This is a genomic window from Pseudomonas brassicacearum subsp. neoaurantiaca (assembly GCF_013608025.1).
Taxonomy (GTDB): Bacteria; Pseudomonadota; Gammaproteobacteria; order Pseudomonadales; family Pseudomonadaceae; genus Aquipseudomonas.
Genome location: NZ_VDLV01000028.1, coordinates 1 through 17,550, shown reverse-complemented (window position 1 = coordinate 17,550; position 17,550 = coordinate 1). Strand labels below are relative to the sequence as shown.

General features: G+C 61.3%; 14 protein-coding genes. 5 read left to right on the top strand and 9 right to left on the bottom strand.

Features of this window, described 5'->3' with window-relative positions; translation table 11 throughout:
* Positions 1–224: 224 nt before the first annotated feature.
* From sutA to glnK, 4 genes are all read right to left on the bottom strand, one after another.
* Complete coding sequence (gene sutA, locus FHK92_RS16260) at positions 225–548, bottom strand: transcriptional regulator SutA (protein WP_007941277.1); 324 nt, start codon at positions 546–548, stop codon at positions 225–227.
* A 101-nt stretch (positions 549–649) separates the two neighbouring features.
* Positions 650–1,075, bottom strand: a complete 426-nt coding sequence (locus FHK92_RS16255) for a secondary thiamine-phosphate synthase enzyme YjbQ (protein WP_181288957.1) — start codon at positions 1,073–1,075, stop codon at positions 650–652.
* Between the two features lie 212 nt (positions 1,076–1,287).
* Positions 1,288–2,622 carry an ammonium transporter gene (locus FHK92_RS16250; RefSeq protein ID WP_030138181.1) on the bottom strand — a complete coding sequence of 445 codons (1,335 nt, stop codon included), beginning with the start codon at positions 2,620–2,622 and terminating at the stop codon, positions 1,288–1,290.
* A gap of 33 nt (positions 2,623–2,655) precedes the next feature.
* Positions 2,656–2,994 (bottom strand): P-II family nitrogen regulator, encoded by a 339-nt coding sequence (gene glnK, locus FHK92_RS16245; protein WP_002555808.1) that lies wholly within the window; start codon positions 2,992–2,994, stop codon positions 2,656–2,658.
* A gap of 415 nt (positions 2,995–3,409) precedes the next feature.
* Here glnK and FHK92_RS16240 point away from each other — a divergent pair, with 415 nt between their 5' ends.
* Complete coding sequence (locus FHK92_RS16240) at positions 3,410–3,670, top strand: accessory factor UbiK family protein (protein WP_181288956.1); 261 nt, start codon at positions 3,410–3,412, stop codon at positions 3,668–3,670.
* Positions 3,671–3,676: 6 nt separating this feature from the next.
* On the opposite strand, the gene FHK92_RS16235 is transcribed toward FHK92_RS16240, so the two are convergent.
* Positions 3,677–4,954 (bottom strand): sensor histidine kinase, encoded by a 1,278-nt coding sequence (locus tag FHK92_RS16235; RefSeq protein WP_181288955.1) that lies wholly within the window; start codon positions 4,952–4,954, stop codon positions 3,677–3,679.
* Between the two features lie 221 nt (positions 4,955–5,175).
* Between FHK92_RS16235 and FHK92_RS16230 the strand changes: the two genes are divergently transcribed.
* The gene (locus FHK92_RS16230) at positions 5,176–6,669 is read left to right on the top strand and encodes a YifB family Mg chelatase-like AAA ATPase (RefSeq protein WP_181288954.1); all 1,494 of its coding nucleotides are present in this window, start codon (positions 5,176–5,178) and stop codon (positions 6,667–6,669) included.
* A 6-nt stretch (positions 6,670–6,675) separates the two neighbouring features.
* On the opposite strand, the gene FHK92_RS16225 is transcribed toward FHK92_RS16230, so the two are convergent.
* From FHK92_RS16225 to FHK92_RS16215, 3 genes are all read right to left on the bottom strand, one after another.
* The gene (locus FHK92_RS16225; protein ID WP_181288953.1) at positions 6,676–7,890 is read right to left on the bottom strand and encodes an aldose 1-epimerase family protein; all 1,215 of its coding nucleotides are present in this window, start codon (positions 7,888–7,890) and stop codon (positions 6,676–6,678) included.
* Between the two features lie 253 nt (positions 7,891–8,143).
* Positions 8,144–10,120, bottom strand: a complete 1,977-nt coding sequence (locus FHK92_RS16220; RefSeq protein WP_181288952.1) for a methyl-accepting chemotaxis protein — start codon at positions 10,118–10,120, stop codon at positions 8,144–8,146.
* A gap of 185 nt (positions 10,121–10,305) precedes the next feature.
* Positions 10,306–11,226 (bottom strand): LysR substrate-binding domain-containing protein, encoded by a 921-nt coding sequence (locus FHK92_RS16215; RefSeq protein ID WP_181288951.1) that lies wholly within the window; start codon positions 11,224–11,226, stop codon positions 10,306–10,308.
* A gap of 157 nt (positions 11,227–11,383) precedes the next feature.
* Here FHK92_RS16215 and FHK92_RS16210 point away from each other — a divergent pair, with 157 nt between their 5' ends.
* Positions 11,384–12,778: a NorM family multidrug efflux MATE transporter gene (locus tag FHK92_RS16210; RefSeq protein WP_181288950.1), complete on the top strand. Its 1,395-nt coding sequence runs from the start codon at positions 11,384–11,386 to the stop codon at positions 12,776–12,778.
* Between the two features lie 112 nt (positions 12,779–12,890).
* Here FHK92_RS16210 and FHK92_RS16205 read toward each other — a convergent pair whose 3' ends face one another.
* On the bottom strand, positions 12,891–14,564 hold the full coding sequence (locus tag FHK92_RS16205; protein WP_181288949.1) for a putative bifunctional diguanylate cyclase/phosphodiesterase: 1,674 nt from the start codon (positions 14,562–14,564) through the stop codon (positions 12,891–12,893).
* Between the two features lie 273 nt (positions 14,565–14,837).
* Between FHK92_RS16205 and rep the strand changes: the two genes are divergently transcribed.
* A complete protein-coding gene (rep, locus tag FHK92_RS16200) occupies positions 14,838–16,847 on the top strand; it encodes a DNA helicase Rep (RefSeq protein WP_181288948.1) in 2,010 nt (669 codons plus the stop codon).
* Between the two features lie 57 nt (positions 16,848–16,904).
* On the top strand, positions 16,905–17,477 hold the full coding sequence (locus FHK92_RS16195; protein WP_042728997.1) for a xanthine phosphoribosyltransferase: 573 nt from the start codon (positions 16,905–16,907) through the stop codon (positions 17,475–17,477).
* The last annotated feature ends 73 nt before the right edge of the window (positions 17,478–17,550 follow it).

Sequence of the window (17,550 nt, the reverse complement as noted above, 5' to 3'; positions counted from 1 at the left end):
CACCCTGGAACTGCGGTGCACCGAAGCTCTGTGCCAGGCACAAAAACCCTGTGGGAGCGAGCTTGCTCGCGATGACGGCGGCACATCCGACATCAACGTGTCAGGTAAACCGCTATCGCGAGCAAGCTCGCCCCCACAGGACCGGGCCTGTCCCTGGGCTTTAATCCGGCCCATGAAAAAGCCCGCAGCGACGGCGGGCTTTTTCAGCAAGCAAGGGCAGATACTCAGATAGGGCGGCTGCCGTACTTGTTGTCAGGCTTCTTGGGCGGATCAGCGACCACGTTGGCCTCCACTTCCTGCACCTTTCCGCCCCGGGCCAGGAATTCCTCCATGGCCTTGGCGAGCGCATCACGCTCCTTGTTCTTGGCCTCTACGCTCGGCAACTCGTCGACCGATACCGCTGCCTTGGCCTTGCCTTTGGCAGTCGGGACCGGAACATCGGCACCGTCGTCGTCAGCGACGTCTTCAGCCGCCGCTTCCAGGCCTTCTTCGGCCTCGTCTTCATCACCTACTTCGAGGTCGTCGTTTTCCAGATCATCGTCGCTCATGTTCTACCTCATGACTTGCGAAAAGCAGATTAGTTATAGCCCAGCTTCGCCATCTGTCGAAGGCTGCCAGAAAAAATTCAAGATCCGCCGGCAATCAGCGGTCATGCCCCTTCACCGTGCAAGGTGACGAGGACTTTACGAGCACCGCCATGATCACGGTGTTCGCCCAAATAGACACCTTGCCAGGTACCCAGTACCAACCGCCCCGCCGTTACCGGAAGGCTGAGCTGACACCCCAGCACACTGGCCTTGAAGTGCGCCGGGAGGTCGTCCAGGCCTTCGTCGTTGTGCTCATAGTCGGCGGTTCCTTGTGGGATCAGCCGATTGAAAAATCGTTCGAAGTCTCGACGTACCGCCGGATCGGCGTTCTCGTTGATGGTCAACGAAGCCGAGGTATGCTGCAGCCACAGATGCAACAGACCGACACGACAGGCCTTGAGTTCAGGCAAGCCGGCGAGCAACTCGTCTGTCACCAGGTGAAAGCCCCGGGGCCTTGCCCGCAGGGTTATCAACGTCTGCTGCCACATACAGATCTCCGCACGTTCGGCGCGCATTCTAGCGCGCTCTGGGAAAAAACAAAGGGCCTAATATTCTTGCCCCCATGTAAGCCTTTGGCGGTAGAAAAACCCATGTCGCATACACAACAAAAGGCGTCGGAAAAACCAGCACGCCCTGTGAGCAATGACAAATTCCAGACAAAAAAATGCCCGGCGAACCGGGCATTTTTTTTATGCGCTGCTTACAGGTTGTAACCGCGCTCGTTGTGCTGGGCCAGGTCCAGGCCCACGGCTTCTTCTTCCTCGGAGACGCGCAGACCCATGACGGCGTCCAGTACCTTGAGGATGATGAAGGTGACGATCGCGGTGTAGACCACGGTGAAAGCCACACCCTTGAATTGAATCCACACTTGCGCGCCGATATCGGTCACGGTGCCGAAGCCGCCCAGGGCCGGAGCGGCGAAAACGCCGGTCAGGATCGCGCCGAGGATACCGCCGATGCCATGCACGCCGAAGGCGTCCAGGGAATCGTCATAGCCGAGTTTGCGCTTGAGGGTGGTGGCGCAGAAGAAGCACACCACACCGGCCGCCAGGCCGATAACCAGGGCGCCCATCGGGCCCACGGTGCCGGCCGCCGGGGTGATTGCAACCAGGCCGGCCACCACGCCCGAGGCAATGCCCAGTGCGCTTGGCTTGCCATGGGTGATCCACTCGGCAAACATCCAGCCCAGCGCCGCCGCCGCGGTAGCGATCTGGGTGACCAGCATCGCCATGCCGGCGGTGCCGTTGGCGGCAACGGCAGAACCGGCGTTGAAGCCGAACCAGCCGACCCACAGCATGGCCGCGCCCATCAGGGTGTAACCCAGGTTATGCGGCGCCATTGGCGTGGTCGGGAAGCCCTTGCGCTTGCCCAATACCAGGCACGCCACCAGGCCTGCGATACCGGCGTTGATGTGCACCACGGTGCCGCCAGCGAAGTCCAACACGCCCCAGTCCCACAGCAGGCCGCCGTTACCGGACCAGACCATGTGCGCAATCGGCGCATACACCAGGGTGAACCACACGCCCATGAAGATCAGCATGGCGGAGAACTTCATCCGCTCGGCAAACGCACCGACGATCAGGGCCGGGGTGATGATGGCGAACGTCATCTGGAAGGTGATGAACACCGCCTCAGGGAACAGCGCCGCCGGGCCGGTCAGGCTCGCTGGCGTGACGCCGGCCAGGAAAGCTTTGCCCAGGCCACCGATGAAGGAGTTGAAGTTGACGACGCCCTGCTCCATGCCGGTGGTGTCGAACGCGATGCTGTAGCCATAAATGACCCACAGGACGCTGATCAGACCGGTAATGGCAAAGCACTGCATCATCACGGAAAGAAGGTTTTTCGACCGGACCATGCCACCGTAGAACAGGGCGAGGCCGGGAATGGTCATGAACAGTACAAGAATCGTGGCCGTCAGCATCCAGGCGGTGTCGCCGGAGTTCAGGACGGGGGCTGCCGCTTCTTCTGCCATGGCCAGGCCAGGCATTGCGAAGGACAACAGGGCTCCTAGCCCTGCGAATTTACGCAGAGTCATATTGTTTTCTCCTGGGGCGTTGGGTTTGGCGGCTTAGATGGCGTCGGTATCGGTTTCGCCGGTACGGATGCGGATAGCCTGTTCCAGATTGACCACAAAGATCTTCCCGTCACCGATCTTGCCGGTGTTGGCGGCCTTGGTGATTGCCTCGATCACCCGGTCAAGATCCTTGTCGTCAATGGCGACGTCGATCTTCACCTTGGGCAGGAAATCGACCACGTATTCCGCGCCGCGATACAGCTCGGTGTGACCTTTCTGCCGACCGAAGCCTTTGACCTCAGTAACGGTAATGCCCTGCACGCCGATCTCGGACAACGATTCGCGCACGTCGTCCAACTTGAACGGCTTGATGATGGCAGTGACTAGCTTCATGAAACTTTCTCCCGAATTGGTGGACTTGCCCCAGGAAAACAAACCCGACTCAAGTCTAAGCGCAGTGCCTGGCTTTGTAACGCGTCGTCGGCCCAAGTTGCCCGACAGGTGCCAGTTAACCGATCCTGACGAAACTCCCCGTTTCGCCTGCTGCACTGCATTCGTCACAGCGACTGCATCAGTGCATGGGTCATCAGCCTCTAAGCAGAAACCTTGCCATCTGTGCCCAACCCTCCTGATTTCAATCCCTTACCCGTTGCATGAGCCTGTGCCACGCCACCAAGCGCAACGATACGCACAACAACGGTGCGACAGCGCCCGGCCTCGTGCGCGAAAAGCGTGCATCCCGGCCTGGCGAATTGACTATAGACACTGCGTGATACACTGCCCGCCATTGTTTTCCAGGACACCTGCCATGCTTGCGCCCAAAGACCTTCTCGACGCCCTGAGCGGCCATGCCTCCCGCCTGTTGAGTGGCGACACGCCGCTGCCCAAAAGCGAAATCGAAAGCCAGCTCAAGGCCTTGCTGCAAAGCGGCTTCAGCAAGCTGGACCTGGTCAGCCGGGAGGAATTCGACAGCCAGATGGTCGTGCTGGCGCGGACTCGGGCCAGGTTGGAAAGCCTGGAGGCGAAAGTGGCCGAGCTGGAAGAGCGACTGGCCTCGACAGCGCAATAAGCGAGCTCAGCCTTGGGCAACCTTTCGCGATTGCCCTGGGGGCGGCGTGATCGGCAACTCCAGGGTGAAAACTGCCCCCTTGCCCTGCCCCGCGCTGCGCACCGTCAGGTCGCCGCCCATCTCATGGGCGGCCAGGATGCAGCTATGCAGACCAAAACCATGACCGTCGGCACGCGTGGTGAAGCCATGCTCGAACACCCGGGCAAGGTTGTCCTCGGCAATGCCCTCGCCGTTGTCCTCCACCTCGATTTGCACACGGGCGTCGTCAACAATCTTCAGGCGTAACGTGATGTGCGGCGGCCGATCCGTGACCGGGACAAGCGCCTGCTTGGCGTTGTTTATCAAGTTGACCAGGATCTGCAGGACCTTGTGCTTGTCCAGCGGCATCATCGGCACATCGTCAAGTTCCTGGACCAGCGTCACCTTGTGCCGCACCAGGGACACCCCGCTGATGCGCACCACATCCTCCACCAGTTCACGCAGCATGCCCGGCTCCAGCACGCTGGAATTACCGGCATAGGACTGCTGGGTCGCAACGATGTCCTTGATGTGGTCGATCCTTCGCGTCAACTGCGCCAGCTCGGCGATCATTGCCTGCTGTTCGATGGCCAGTGCCTCGGCCAACTTGCCGAGATAGTCCGGCAGCGCGCGACCTTTCGGATCGCTGCTGATGAAATCGCCCAGGTCATCGGGATGCTCCTTCATCAACTGGACGACCTTGGCGACTCCCGGCCCCTTGGAAGAATGGACTTTGTCATACAGGACCTGGGCGGAGACATTGACGCTATTGAGCACGTTGCCCACATTGTGCAGCACATTGGTCGCGATCTCCGCCATGCCCGCCCGGCGCGCCGTCGTCACCAGTTCGGCCTGCGCCTCGCGCAATTCGTCGTTGACCCTGGCCAACTGCTGCGGACTGGGAATCTTCAAGGCGGCGGGCACCAATCGGATCAACAGGATCGCGGTAATCACCGAGGCGATGGCGGTGATCACCTTCACCAGCGCCGACAACCAATAGTAAGGCTGCCAAATGGTCAGGATTTCCATGACATGGCTGGTTCCGCAGGCCAGGATGAACACACCAAAAGCCGCCAGCATCCAGTCGAAAGGAACATCCTTGCGCTTGTTGATGAAGTAGATGAGCGTGAACGGGATGGAGATATAGCTCAGGGTGATCAAGCCATCGGCAATCACGTTGGTCCACAACAGATCCGGCCGCCACATGTAGCAATGCCCGTGGGGCATGAAGCGCTTGTCGGTCAACAACGCCAACAGATCGTCCATGGGTCACATCCTCTCTGTGCGTTGATCCCGCCCGGTGCCGATCAGACAAATCCAGCTTAGCAGAGGCCTCGCCCGGGCCACGCTCATCCCGGGATGGGACCGGCGCCTCGGTAATATCCTGCGAAGATTTCCCCTTCGAATGGCCGCTCATGTGCTGGTTTCCCCGACTAGTCTTCAGGAGCCGCAGGACGCGGCACCCTATTCGTCTCAAGGACCGCTTCATGTCGCTCGCCATCGTCCACAGCCGCGCCCAAGTGGGGGTGGAGGCCCCCGCCGTTACCGTTGAAGTTCATCTGGCCAATGGCTTGCCGTCACTGACGATGGTCGGCCTGCCGGAGGCGGCGGTGAAGGAAAGCAAGGACCGGGTGCGCAGCGCGATCATCAATTCGGGACTCAATTTTCCGGCACGACGCATCACCCTTAACCTGGCACCGGCGGACCTACCCAAGGACGGCGGGCGGTTCGACCTGGCGATTGCCCTTGGCATCCTGTCCGCCAGCGTGCAGGTGCCAACGCTGATGCTGGACGACGTGGAGTGCCTCGGCGAGCTGGCGTTGTCCGGCGCCGTGCGGCCGGTACGCGGCGTTCTGCCGGCGGCGCTGGCGGCACGGGCGGCCGGGCGGATGCTGGTGGTACCCCGGGCAAATGCAGAAGAAGCCTGCCTGGCATCGGGCCTGAAAGTGATTGCCGTGGATCATCTGCTCGAAGCGGTGGCGCATTTCAACGGCCACACGCCTGTCGAGCCCTATGCTTCCAACGGGCTGCTCTCGGCCAGCAGGCCGTATCCCGATCTCAGCGAAGTCCAAGGGCAGGCAGGTGCCAAGCGCGCGCTACTGATCGCGGCAGCGGGCGCTCATAACCTGTTGTTCAGCGGACCACCGGGCACCGGCAAGACCCTGCTCGCGAGCCGTTTGCCAGGGCTGTTGCCGCCACTGGCCGAAAGCGAGGCCCTGGAGGTCGCAGCCATCCAGTCGGTGGCCAGTTGCGTGCCGTTGAGCCATTGGCCGCAACGTCCGTTTCGCCAGCCACACCACTCGGCTTCCGGCCCGGCACTGGTGGGAGGCGGATCCAAGCCACAACCGGGGGAAATCACCCTCGCCCACCATGGCGTCCTGTTCCTGGATGAGCTGCCGGAGTTCGATCGCAAGGTGCTGGAAGTGCTGCGGGAACCGCTGGAGTCCGGTCACATCGTGATCTCCCGTGCCCGGGACCGCGTGCGCTTTCCGGCGCGCTTCCAGTTGGTGGCGGCGATGAATCCCTGTCCCTGTGGATACCTCGGCGAGCCCAGCGGGCGGTGCTCCTGCACGCCCGACATGGTGCAGCGCTACCGCAATAAACTGTCCGGGCCTTTGCTCGATCGCATCGACCTGCACCTGACCGTTGCGCGGGAAGCCACAGCGCTGAATCCGAAAGGCGAGCCCGGTGGCGACACGGCCACCGCGGCCGAGCGGGTGGCCGAAGCCCGGGAGCGCCAACAAGTACGCCAAGGTTGTGCCAATGCGTTCCTGGACCTGCCGGGCTTGCGCCAGCATTGCAAACTGTCCACCGCCGACGAAGCCTGGCTGGAGACTGCCTGCGAACGATTGACCTTGTCGCTGCGAGCGGCTCACCGCCTGCTCAAGGTCGCCCGGACCCTGGCCGACCTTGAGCACGTACAGCGGATCAGCCGGGAGCACCTGGCCGAAGCGCTGCAGTATCGGCCGACCACGGCCTGAAACAGCTTATGGTTTGCTCAGGTCCACCAACGGCGTATCCCGCACTTCGGTTTTGCGATCGCCCTGGATGTCGTCGATGCGCTTGAGCGCCTTGTCCACGGCCGTCTTGTCCGCCAGCAGGCTGTAGTGGATCTGGAACTGCTTGCGCTCTTTCGGTGCGATGGTCGGCACCAGGCCCAGCGGGCGCTGGTAGTGGCGGTTGTAGGAAAAACTGGTGCCCGGCTCAAGCCCGGTCACGTAGCCCTGGCCTTGGGTATCAGTGTTTTTCCACAGGGAAAACACCGGCAGGGTCGCCGTATTGAAGCCCACCGAGACACCAAGGCTGCCGGCCTTGTTGTGCAGCACCGTCAATGTGTCGCCCTTGGCATCGCCGTAAGGCACGACGTTGTAGACGGTTTCGTCGTAATCCTTGGTGGGGGCTCGATAGGTTGTCCAATCCTTCAGGTCGCCCTTGGCCTTGTCATTGAATGGCGAGACTTGCTTGACCGGCGCTGCAAAGCGCGCGCCCTGTTCCAGGAAGGGGGTGCTGAAATTGCTGTGGTAGAGCGCCTGGTATTCCTTCGGATAATCGCCGTTGTTGGTCAGCGTGTCGTTGAGGGCGAAGGTCACGCTGCCAGGCTCGGTGACCAGTTCGGTCTGGACCGAGAAATCGACTTTCTTGAACGCCTGCTCCTTCAACTCGCCTCGCAGGGTGATGGCGTAGGGCGGTTTTTCATCGATGTGCAGGGTGACCTTGTTGGCTGGAATATTGGCAGCGCGACCATGCAGGGTCAGCAGCTCGCCGTTGTCCATGCCTGGATGGCCAACCCATTCGTAGCCACAGCGGGTGACGAGTTCATTGAAACCTTCCAGCCAGCCCAGGCCGCCGCGACCGTTGAGTTCGATGAAGGCTGGATTGACCACTTCCTTGACTGGCGAATCCCAACCCATGCGCACATTGCCGACAGAAGCCTGCAGCACGTTCATGCCTCGGGTCGGGACGACCGAAAGTTTCAGGGAGCCGTTGTCGATATCGACGATGCTGACGCCTTCCTGCCGACCGCCATGCAGGGTGCGCATCGTCACGGAGAACGGCTTGCCGGTTTTCACGCCTAGCTGTTCGCTGGTGATTTTCCAGGGCTGGGCAGCTTTATCGGTATCCAAAAGGACGTAATCCCAGGCCATTGCATGGGAAGCAGCGCCGAGGGCGCCAAGGGTAACGAGGAGTTTGAGCGGAGTCATGGACGTGACCTTTATTGGAGTTGTGCGGTTTTTATAGACTTGAAGAAACGTTTCAGCAAGCTTAAAAACAGCAAATACCTTAAAAGTCGCTTGAGATTTGGGGCTTAAGTGAAGATGAGCTTTTGTGGGAGCGAGCTTGCTCGCGATGGTGGTGGGTCTGATTGAGATATTGCTGGCTGGGCTGCCGTTATCGCGAGCAAGCTCGCTCCCACAGGTTCGGGGGAGCTTGCTCGTGACGACGGTGCAGGACGCCTCAGCGGAACCGATCAACCTCTTTGCGCAGGTCCTGCGCCAGTTTTTCCAGTTCCTTGGCGGTGATCGCCAGGTTCGAGACCACTTCCCGTTGCTCGCTATTGGCCATGGCGATGCTTTGCAGGTTGCTGCTGAGCAACGTCGCGGTGCTGCTCTGCTCTTGGGTGGCGGTGGTGATCGCCGCGAATTGCTGGCCGGCGGAGCGGCTTTGCTCATCGATACGCGCCAGAGCCGAGGCGACGTTGGCGTTGCGCGACAGACCTTCCTGCATCAACAGGTTGCCCTGCTCCATGGTGCTGATGGCGTTGCCGGTTTCCTGTTGGATGCTCTGGATCATTCCAGAAATTTCATCGGTCGCCTGCCGAGTGCGGGAGGCGAGGCTGCGCACTTCATCGGCCACTACGGCAAACCCACGACCCTGCTCACCCGCGCGGGCGGCTTCGATGGCCGCGTTCAGGGCCAGCAGGTTGGTCTGCTCGGCGATGGACGTAATGACGCCAACGATGCCACCGATTTCCTGGGAACGCTGGCCCAGGGTGTTGATGACCGTGGCCGTGCTGTTCAACGCGCCTGCGATCTGTTCCAGGGACGATGAAGCCTCGTCCATCGACGTGCGCCCGATCTTGGTTTGCTGGGCGTTCTCCTGGGCCAGTCGCTGGGTGTTGCCCATGTTGTCGGCAATGTTCAGGGACGTGGCGCTGAACTCTTCAACCGCGCCCGCCATGCTGGTGATTTCACCGGACTGCTGCTCCATCCCGTCATACGCGCCGCTGGACAAGCCGGACAGCGCCTGGGCGCGGCTGTTGACCTCCTGCGAAGCTTTCCGGATGTGCTCGACCATGGTCGACAACGCCTGGCTCATCTGGTTGAAGGCGCGGGCCAGTTGGCCGATTTCATCATGGCTCGACACGTTCAGGCGCACGCTCAAGTCGCCGGCGCCCAGCGCTTCGGCCTGGCGCACCAGATCCCCAAGCGGCGCCAGTTTGCTGCGCAACAACCACATCGCCGAGCCGACCGCCAACAACATCGCCAGCAGGCTGCCAATTGCCAGCTGCGTACCGACGCTCCAGGTCACGGCGCGGATCTCGGTTTTCGGCATGCTCGCCACGACCGCCCACGGCCCACCTTCAAACGGCACGGCAACGCTGTAGAAATCTTCCGCGGTGTCTTCCCAGAACGCGCCTTTGCCTGGTGTCTTGGCCAAGTTGGTGATGGTCGCGGTGGCCTTGTCCAACGCCTGCACGCCTGCCGGCGGCACCAGCCATTTGTTTTGCTCGTCCAGCAACGCCAGGGAGCCGGTCTGGCCGATACGGAAGCGCTTGAGGTTTTCGAACTGGGCGTTCTGCGCATCGGTGTAATCGAAGCCTACATACAGCACGGCAATGATCTTGCCGCTGCTGTCGCGCACGGGCGTGTACTGCGACATGTAGTAGCGTCCGAACAGCAAGGCACGGCCGATATAGCTCTGGCCGCCCATGACCGGGCCATAAGCCGGGCCGGCGCGGTCGAGTACGGTGCCGATCGCGCGCGTGCCGTCCTGCTTGGTCAACGAGGTGCTGACGCGGATGAAGTCGTCACCGCTGCGCACGAACACCGTGGCCACCCCGGCGGTCATCGTCTTGAAGTCGTCCACTTCCTTGAAGTTGTTGTTCAACACTTCGCCACCCAGGCTCAAGCCCGGCGTCTGCACGCCCGCCACCGTCACGGGTTGGTCCGCATGTACGCTCAAGCCCGCGCTGAACCGCTTTTCGAACAGACCGGCCAACCGCTGCGTGCTCTCGCGCAAGGTGCCATGGAATGTATTGAGCTGGTCAGCCAACAGGCGCGCTTCGCTGGCCAGATGTTCTTCACGGGTGGACAGGTTGGCGGCATCCAGCGAACGCAAGGCGAAGACGGTACTGCCGGAAATCACGACCGCCAATATCACGGCTAGGGCAAGGCCAAGCTGTGAAGCGATCCGGGCACGAGGTTGAGACATGACGGCTCCTGGCCGAGAGACCGGATCGTCCTGATCACGTCGCACGCTCGGCATGTTATTCGTTAAGGTAAGAATTGGCCCTTTCTGAACGAAGGTTCTATGTCCACGGATTCGGCAGCAAACCCCAATACTTGAGCGGTCTGGAAGGATTAATGCCAAGGAACCGGCGCCAAGGCTTCAACGATTCAGCCCAGGCGCTCAACATCCGGTAGCTGCATCGCCCTGACCTCTCCCTGGAGAAAATCGCTGAGCCGCCGCAAGCGCTCACCGCCCGGCCGGGTTTTTGGCCACACCAAGTAGTAGTGCTCGCCGCTGGCGACCGCCGTTGGCCACGGCAGGCTCAACCGCCCTTGGGCGACGTCTTCGGCCACCATCAGCAGGTCGCCCATGGACACGCCATACCCACGGGCCGCCGCGATCATACCCAGTTCCAACGTGTCGAAGACCTGTCCGCCCTTGAGCGAGACCTTGTCGGCCAGGCCCATGCGCTGCAGCCAATTGCGCCAGTCCCGACGATCCGGCGTGGGGTGCAGCAGTTCCGCACTGGCCAGGCGCGCCACGTCCCAAGGCTGATCGTTCAACAGGTTCGGTGCACCCACCGGGATCAATTCCTCGGGGAACAGCAAACTGGCCTCCCAGTCCGCAGGAAAGTGCCCATTACCCAGCAGTACCGCGCAATCGAAGGGTTCGGTGTTGAAATCCACCGAGTCGACGTCCATCCAGGCACTGGTCAATTGCACCTCGTTGCCAGGCTGCAGATGCCGGAAACGACTCAACCGTGCCAGCAGCCAGCGCATGGTCAGGGTCGACGGTGCTTTCATGCGCAAGATGCCGTCCTCGCCATGCAACGTATGGCAAGCCCGCTCAAGGGCCATGAAGCCTTCCCGCACGCCCGGCAGCAGCAAGCGCGCCGCTTCGGTCAACTGCAGGTTGCGGCCGCTGCGCTGGAACAGCCGGCAGGCAAAATGATCTTCGAGCGTGCGGATGTGTCGGCTCACCGCACTCTGGGTAATCGAAAGCTCTTCGGCGGCCCGGGTAAACGAGCTGTATCGCGCCGCCGCTTCGAATGCGCGCAATGCATAAAGAGGAGGAAGACGACGAGACATAGGGAAAGCTCCTATAGCGATTTTTGAACCCTATCAGAAGATCAGCCCAGCATGAGTTTTAATCATGCCAGCAATCGGATTTATCCTTTTGTGCAAACCACGGCGAGCGCCGAGAATCGACGCTCTACTGCCTTGTTGAACATGGAGCGTGATGATCATGCAGCATCCAGCGCGTACCGAACTCTGGGCCATCCTGCGGCTGGCGGGGCCGTTGATTGCCTCGCAGTTGGCGCACATGCTGATGGTCCTCACCGACACCGTGATGATGGCGCGCCTGAGCCCTGAAGCCCTCGCCGGCGGGGGGCTGGGGGCTGCGACTTATTCATTCGTTTCGATTTTCTGCATCGGCGTGATCGCGGCGGTGGGCACCCTGGTCGCGATCCGCCAGGGCGCGGGTGACACTGAAGGTGCCACGCGGCTGACCCAGGCCGGTTTGTGGTTGGCCTGGCTGATGGCGCTGATGGCGGGCCTGCTTTTGTGGAATCTCAAGCCGGTGTTGCTGATGTTCGGCCAGACCGAAACCAATGTGCTGTCCGCCGGACAGTTCTTGCTGGCGCTGCCGTTCGCCCTGCCCGGCTACCTCAGTTTCATGGCCCTGCGCGGCTTTACCAGCGCGATTGGCCGGGCCACGCCGGTCATGGTGATCAGCCTCGGTGGCACGGTGGCCAACTTCCTGCTCAATTACGCACTCATTACCGGCATGTTCGGCTTGCCGAAACTCGGCTTGATGGGGATCGGCCTGGTGACGGCCATCGTCGCCAACAGCATGGCCCTGGCGCTGGCGTGGCACATCCACCGGCACCCGGCCTACCGGGCCTATCCATTGCTCGCTGGCCTGTCACGGCCCAATCGCCAGTACCTCAAGGAATTGTGGCGCCTCGGCCTGCCGATTGGCGGCACCTACGCGGTGGAAGTCGGGCTGTTCGCGTTCGCTGCCCTCTGCATGGGCACCATGGGCAGCACGCCACTGGCGGCCCATCAGATCGCGCTGCAAATCGTCTCGGTGGCGTTCATGGTGCCGGCGGGCATGTCGTACGCCATCACCATGCGCATCGGCCAGCACTACGGCGCCGGGCAACTGCCAATGGCGCGGCTGGCCGGACGGGTCGGGATCGGCTTTGGCGCGGCGGCAATGCTGGCGTTCGCCATGGTGTTCTGGTTGTTGCCTCACCAACTGATCGGCTTGTTCCTGGACCATAACGACCCGGCGTTCCGTGACGTGATCAACCTGGCGGTGAGCCTGCTGGCCGTGGCGGCCTGGTTCGAACTGTTCGACGGCACGCAAACCATTGCCATGGGCTGCATCCGTGGATTGAAAGATGCCAAGACCACGTTCCTGGTGGGCCTGGGTTGCTATTGGCTGATTGGCGCGCCAGCGGCATGGTGGATGGCGTTCCATTTGCACTGGGGGCCGACTGGCGTCTGGTGGGGCCTGGCGCTGGGGCTGGCCTGCGCGGCGGTGAGCCTGACGCTGGCGTTCGAATGGAAGATGAAACGGATGATTCGCAACGAGCCGGGGCCGCAACGTTTCGAAGCGGTCCAGGCGGAGTGAAACTCATCCCCCTTGTGGGAGCGAGCTTGCTCGCGATAGCAATCTGTCTGTTATCTATTATTTGACTGACATACCGCTATCGCGAGCAAGCTCGCTCCCACAAGGGTATGTGTCAGACCACAATTTCATGGGCGGGCTGCTGCCCCCCTTCGAACGTCAAATACTCAACCAACTCCCCCAGCGGCAACGGCTTGCTGATCAGGAAACCCTGCACCTGATCGCAACCGAAACCACGCAGCAGGTCCAGTTGTTCGGCGGTTTCCACACCTTCGGCGACCACTTCCAGGTTGAGGTTATGGGCCAGGTTGATCATCGCGTGCACCAGTTTGCGGTTCTCTTCGCGCTGCTCCATGCCGCCGACGAAGCTCTTGTCGATCTTGAGCAAGGCGATCGGCAGGCTGTTGAGGTGCACGAACGAAGAGAACCCGGTGCCGAAGTCGTCGAGAGAAAAGCGCACCCCCAGGCGCCCCAGCGCATCCATGGTCTGCTTGACTAGTTCGCTGCGGCGCATGACGGCGGTTTCGGTGAGTTCGAATTCCAACCACTGGGCTTCGACGCCCCGTTCGGCGATCAAACGGCTCAGGGTCGGCAATAGCTGGCTGTCCTGGAACTGCCGGAATGACAGGTTGATCGCCATGTGCAGCGGCGCCAGCCCGCGCTCGCGCAGATCCTGCATGTCCCGCAGCGCCCTGGAGATCACCCAGTAGCCCAACGGCACGATCAAACCACTCTGCTCGGCCAGCGGCACGAATTCACTCGGTGGCAGCAGGCCACGCTCGCCGTGACGCCAGCGCACCAGCGCTTCGAGGCCGACGATATGGCCGCCGTCGAGATTCAACCGGGGCTGGTAGTGCAACTCCAGCTCATCGCGACGCAACGCCCGGCGCAGCTCGCTTTCCAGGTCGGCGAGGCTGCGGGCATTGCGATTGATGCGTTCATTGAAGATATGAAAGGTGCAGCCTTGTGTGCTCTTGGCCTGCTGCATGGCAATGTGGGCGTGCCACATCAACGGGTCGGCGCCGGCCTGGGCGCGGGCGTGGGCGATACCCAGGCTGCAGCCGATCAACAGGCTTTCGCCATCCACCCAGTAGGGTTCGGCCATGGCTTCGGTGATGCGTTCGGCCATCCACTCCGCACGCTGGGGCGCACGGCGGGTGTCGATCAGCAGGGCGAACTCGTCGCTGCCCAGCCGCGCCAGTTGATCACCGGCCTCAAGCGAGCCCTTGAGCCGCGAGACCACTTGCAGGATCAGCCGATCACCGGCCTGATGCCCCAACGCGTCGTTGGCGTGACGAAAATTATCGAGGTCCAGGTGACCAAGCGCCAGGCCACGACCTTCGTTTTCAGCCAGGCGCGCCGCCAGCAGGGTCTGGAAGCCCTGACGGTTGGCGATGCCGGTCAGCGGGTCCTGTTCGGCGAGTCGTTGCAGGGTATTTTCCAGCACCCCCCGCTCGCGCACATGGCGCAGGCAACGGCGCAACGTCGCCTCGTCAAGAACATCACGCACCAACCAGTCGCTGACACCATCCGGGGAAGTCGAAGGCTCATGCTCCAGCAACAGGACCGTCGGCAGACGACAGCGACCCGGCGCCGGCTGCAGGGACGCAACAGTCAGCAGCACCGCGTTGCGGTTGTCTTCGAACAGGCTGCTGACCGATTCCCAGCTCGGAGCGCTGATCAACACGACCGAGGCTCCCATGGGCGCCAGGCACTCGCGCAATATCGCAGACCACTCAGGCGTTTCGGCCAACAACAGCAAACGCAAGGGTTCGACAGGCGTAGACAAGCTGACTCCCTAGACTCTGCAAGGTGGTAGGCGCGGGGCATTATGACTCGCCGAAGGGCAATCACCAATGCCAATGGTTCTCAAACACCCGCTTTTGAGCGTTTATTCATCCAAAAACGAACGTTAGACCTAAATTCTGTCCGCATCCTGAGGGAAAGTGACAAAAGCGGCAAATGGAGATGATGGACAGCGTCACAAGTCGGACAGGGCAGCACAATTCTCAGAGCCTGTTAAAATGCCGGCCCATTTCGCAAACGACTCCCTGACTCTGTCATGTCCCGACTCAATCCCCGGCAGCAAGAAGCCGTGAACTATGTCGGCGGCCCTCTTTTGGTGCTCGCCGGTGCAGGCTCCGGCAAGACCAGCGTGATTACCCGCAAGATCGCGCATTTGATCCAGAACTGCGGCATCCGCGCCCAGTACATCGTCGCCATGACCTTCACCAACAAGGCCGCCCGGGAAATGAAGGAGCGGGTCGGTGGCCTGTTGCGCGCCGGCGAAGGCCGCGGCCTGACCGTCTGCACCTTCCACAACCTGGGCCTGAACATCATCCGCAAGGAACACGCGCGGCTGGGCTACAAACCGGGCTTCTCGATTTTCGACGAGACCGACGTCAAGGCCCTGATGACCGACATCATGCAGAAGGAATACTCGGGCGACGACGGCGTCGACGAGATCAAGAACATGATCGGCGCCTGGAAAAACGACCTGGTCCTGCCACCCGAAGCCCTGGAAAATGCCCGCAATCCCAAGGAGCAGACCGCGGCCATCGTCTACGCCCACTACCAGCGCACGCTCAAGGCGTTCAACGCGGTGGACTTCGACGACCTGATCCTGCTGCCGGTCAAGCTGTTCCAGGACCACGCCGACATTCTCGAGAAATGGCAGAACAAGGTCCGCTACCTGCTGGTGGACGAATATCAGGACACCAACGCCAGCCAGTATCTGCTGGTGAAGTTGCTGATCGGCAAACGCAACCAGTTCACCGTGGTGGGCGACGACGACCAGTCGATCTATGCCTGGCGCGGCGCGCGGCCGGAAAACCTGATGTTGCTCAAGGAAGACTATCCGTCGCTCAAAGTGGTGATGCTGGAGCAGAACTACCGCTCCACCAGCCGCATCCTGCGCTGCGCCAACGTGCTGATTTCCAACAACCCCCACGAGTTCGAAAAGCAACTGTGGAGCGAGATGGGCCACGGCGACGAAATCCGCGTGATCCGTTGCCGCAACGAAGACGCCGAAGCCGAGCGCGTGGCCATGGAAATCCTCAGCCTGCACCTGCGCACCGATCGGCCGTACAGCGATTTTGCAATCCTGTACCGCGGTAACTACCAGGCAAAGTTGATCGAACTGAAACTGCAGCATCACCAGGTTCCCTATCGCCTGTCGGGGGGCAACAGCTTTTTCGGCCGCCAGGAAGTGAAGGACCTGATGGCCTACTTCCGCCTGATCGTGAACCCGGACGACGACAACGCCTTCCTGCGGGTGATCAACGTGCCGCGCCGGGAAATCGGCTCGACCACCCTGGAGAAACTCGGCAACTACGCCACCGAGCGCAAGATCTCGATGTACGCCGCCACCGATGAAATCGGCCTGGGCGAACACTTGGACAGCCGCTTCACCGATCGGCTGGCGCGCTTCAAGCGCTTCATGGATAAGGTCCGCGAGCAGTGCGCCGGGGAAGATCCGATTGCGGCGCTGCGCAGCATGGTTATGGACATCGACTATGAGAACTGGCTGCGCACCAACAGCTCCAGCGATAAGGCCGCCGATTACCGCATGAGCAACGTCTGGTTCCTGATCGAGGCGCTGAAAAACACCTTGGAAAAAGACGAAGACGGCGACATGACCGTCGAGGACGCCATCGGCAAGCTCGTGTTGCGGGACATGCTCGAACGCCAGCAGGAAGAGGAAGACGGCGCCGAAGGCGTGCAGATGATGACCCTGCACGCCTCCAAGGGCCTGGAGTTTCCCTACGTGTTCATCATGGGCATGGAAGAAGAAATCCTGCCGCACCGTTCCAGCATCGAGGCCGATACCATCGAAGAGGAACGGCGCCTGGCCTACGTTGGCATCACCCGGGCGCGCCAGACGCTGGCCTTCACCTTCGCCGCCAAGCGCAAGCAGTACGGCGAAGTGATCGACTGCGCCCCGAGCCGCTTTCTCGATGAATTGCCGCCGGACGACCTGGCCTGGGAAGGCAACGACGACACGCCGACGGAAGTCAAAGTCGTTCGCGGCAACAGCGCCCTGGCGGATATACGCGCGATGTTGAAGCGCTAGAATCACTTACTTTTTTCATCGACTTCAGGCGCTGAACGCGTCATCAGAGGAGGCTTCATGGAAGCCCTGCACCAGAAAATCCGCGAGCTAGGCATCGTGCTGTCCGACCAGGTCCTGAAGGTCGATGCGTTTCTCAACCACCAGATCGACCCGCAGTTGATGAAGCTGATCGGCGATGAGTTTGCCGCGCTGTTCAAGGATTCGGGCATCACCAAGATCGTCACCATCGAAGCCTCGGGCATTGCCCCGGCGATCATGACCGGGCTGAACCTTGGCGTGCCGGTGATCTTTGCTCGTAAGCAGCAATCGTTGACCCTGACGGAAAACCTGCTGTCGGCCACCGTGTATTCGTTCACCAAGAAGACCGAAAGCACCGTCGCCATCAGCCCGCGTCACCTGACCAGTAGTGATCGGGTATTGATCATCGATGACTTCCTGGCCAACGGCAAAGCTTCCCAGGCGCTGATCTCCATCATCAAGCAGGCCGGCGCCACCGTCGCCGGCTTGGGAATCGTGATTGAGAAGTCATTCCAGGGCGGCCGCGCTGAACTGGATGCCCAGGGCTATCGCGTCGAGTCATTGGCCCGGGTGAAGTCGTTGGCGGGTGGGGTTGTGACCTTTATCGATTGATCCCCTCCTATCCCTGTGGGAGCGAGCTTGAACTGGTCAAGTAATTCTGGACACCAGTTAAGGTTTCACGCTG

What these genes read in the sequence shown, in the direction of transcription:
- sutA (WP_007941277.1), bottom strand. Translation starts at nt 548, where the DNA reads ATGAGCGACGATGATCTGGAAAACGACGACCTCGAAGTAGGTGATGAA.
- FHK92_RS16255 (WP_181288957.1), bottom strand. Translation starts at nt 1,075, where the DNA reads ATGTGGCAGCAGACGTTGATAACCCTGCGGGCAAGGCCCCGGGGCTTT.
- FHK92_RS16250 (WP_030138181.1), bottom strand. Translation starts at nt 2,622, where the DNA reads ATGACTCTGCGTAAATTCGCAGGGCTAGGAGCCCTGTTGTCCTTCGCA.
- glnK (WP_002555808.1), bottom strand. Translation starts at nt 2,994, where the DNA reads ATGAAGCTAGTCACTGCCATCATCAAGCCGTTCAAGTTGGACGACGTG.
- FHK92_RS16240 (WP_181288956.1), top strand. Translation starts at nt 3,410, where the DNA reads ATGCTTGCGCCCAAAGACCTTCTCGACGCCCTGAGCGGCCATGCCTCC.
- FHK92_RS16235 (WP_181288955.1), bottom strand. Translation starts at nt 4,954, where the DNA reads ATGGACGATCTGTTGGCGTTGTTGACCGACAAGCGCTTCATGCCCCAC.
- FHK92_RS16230 (WP_181288954.1), top strand. Translation starts at nt 5,176, where the DNA reads ATGTCGCTCGCCATCGTCCACAGCCGCGCCCAAGTGGGGGTGGAGGCC.
- FHK92_RS16225 (WP_181288953.1), bottom strand. Translation starts at nt 7,890, where the DNA reads ATGACTCCGCTCAAACTCCTCGTTACCCTTGGCGCCCTCGGCGCTGCT.
- FHK92_RS16220 (WP_181288952.1), bottom strand. Translation starts at nt 10,120, where the DNA reads ATGTCTCAACCTCGTGCCCGGATCGCTTCACAGCTTGGCCTTGCCCTA.
- FHK92_RS16215 (WP_181288951.1), bottom strand. Translation starts at nt 11,226, where the DNA reads ATGTCTCGTCGTCTTCCTCCTCTTTATGCATTGCGCGCATTCGAAGCG.
- FHK92_RS16210 (WP_181288950.1), top strand. Translation starts at nt 11,384, where the DNA reads ATGCAGCATCCAGCGCGTACCGAACTCTGGGCCATCCTGCGGCTGGCG.
- rep (WP_181288948.1), top strand. Translation starts at nt 14,838, where the DNA reads ATGTCCCGACTCAATCCCCGGCAGCAAGAAGCCGTGAACTATGTCGGC.
- FHK92_RS16195 (WP_042728997.1), top strand. Translation starts at nt 16,905, where the DNA reads ATGGAAGCCCTGCACCAGAAAATCCGCGAGCTAGGCATCGTGCTGTCC.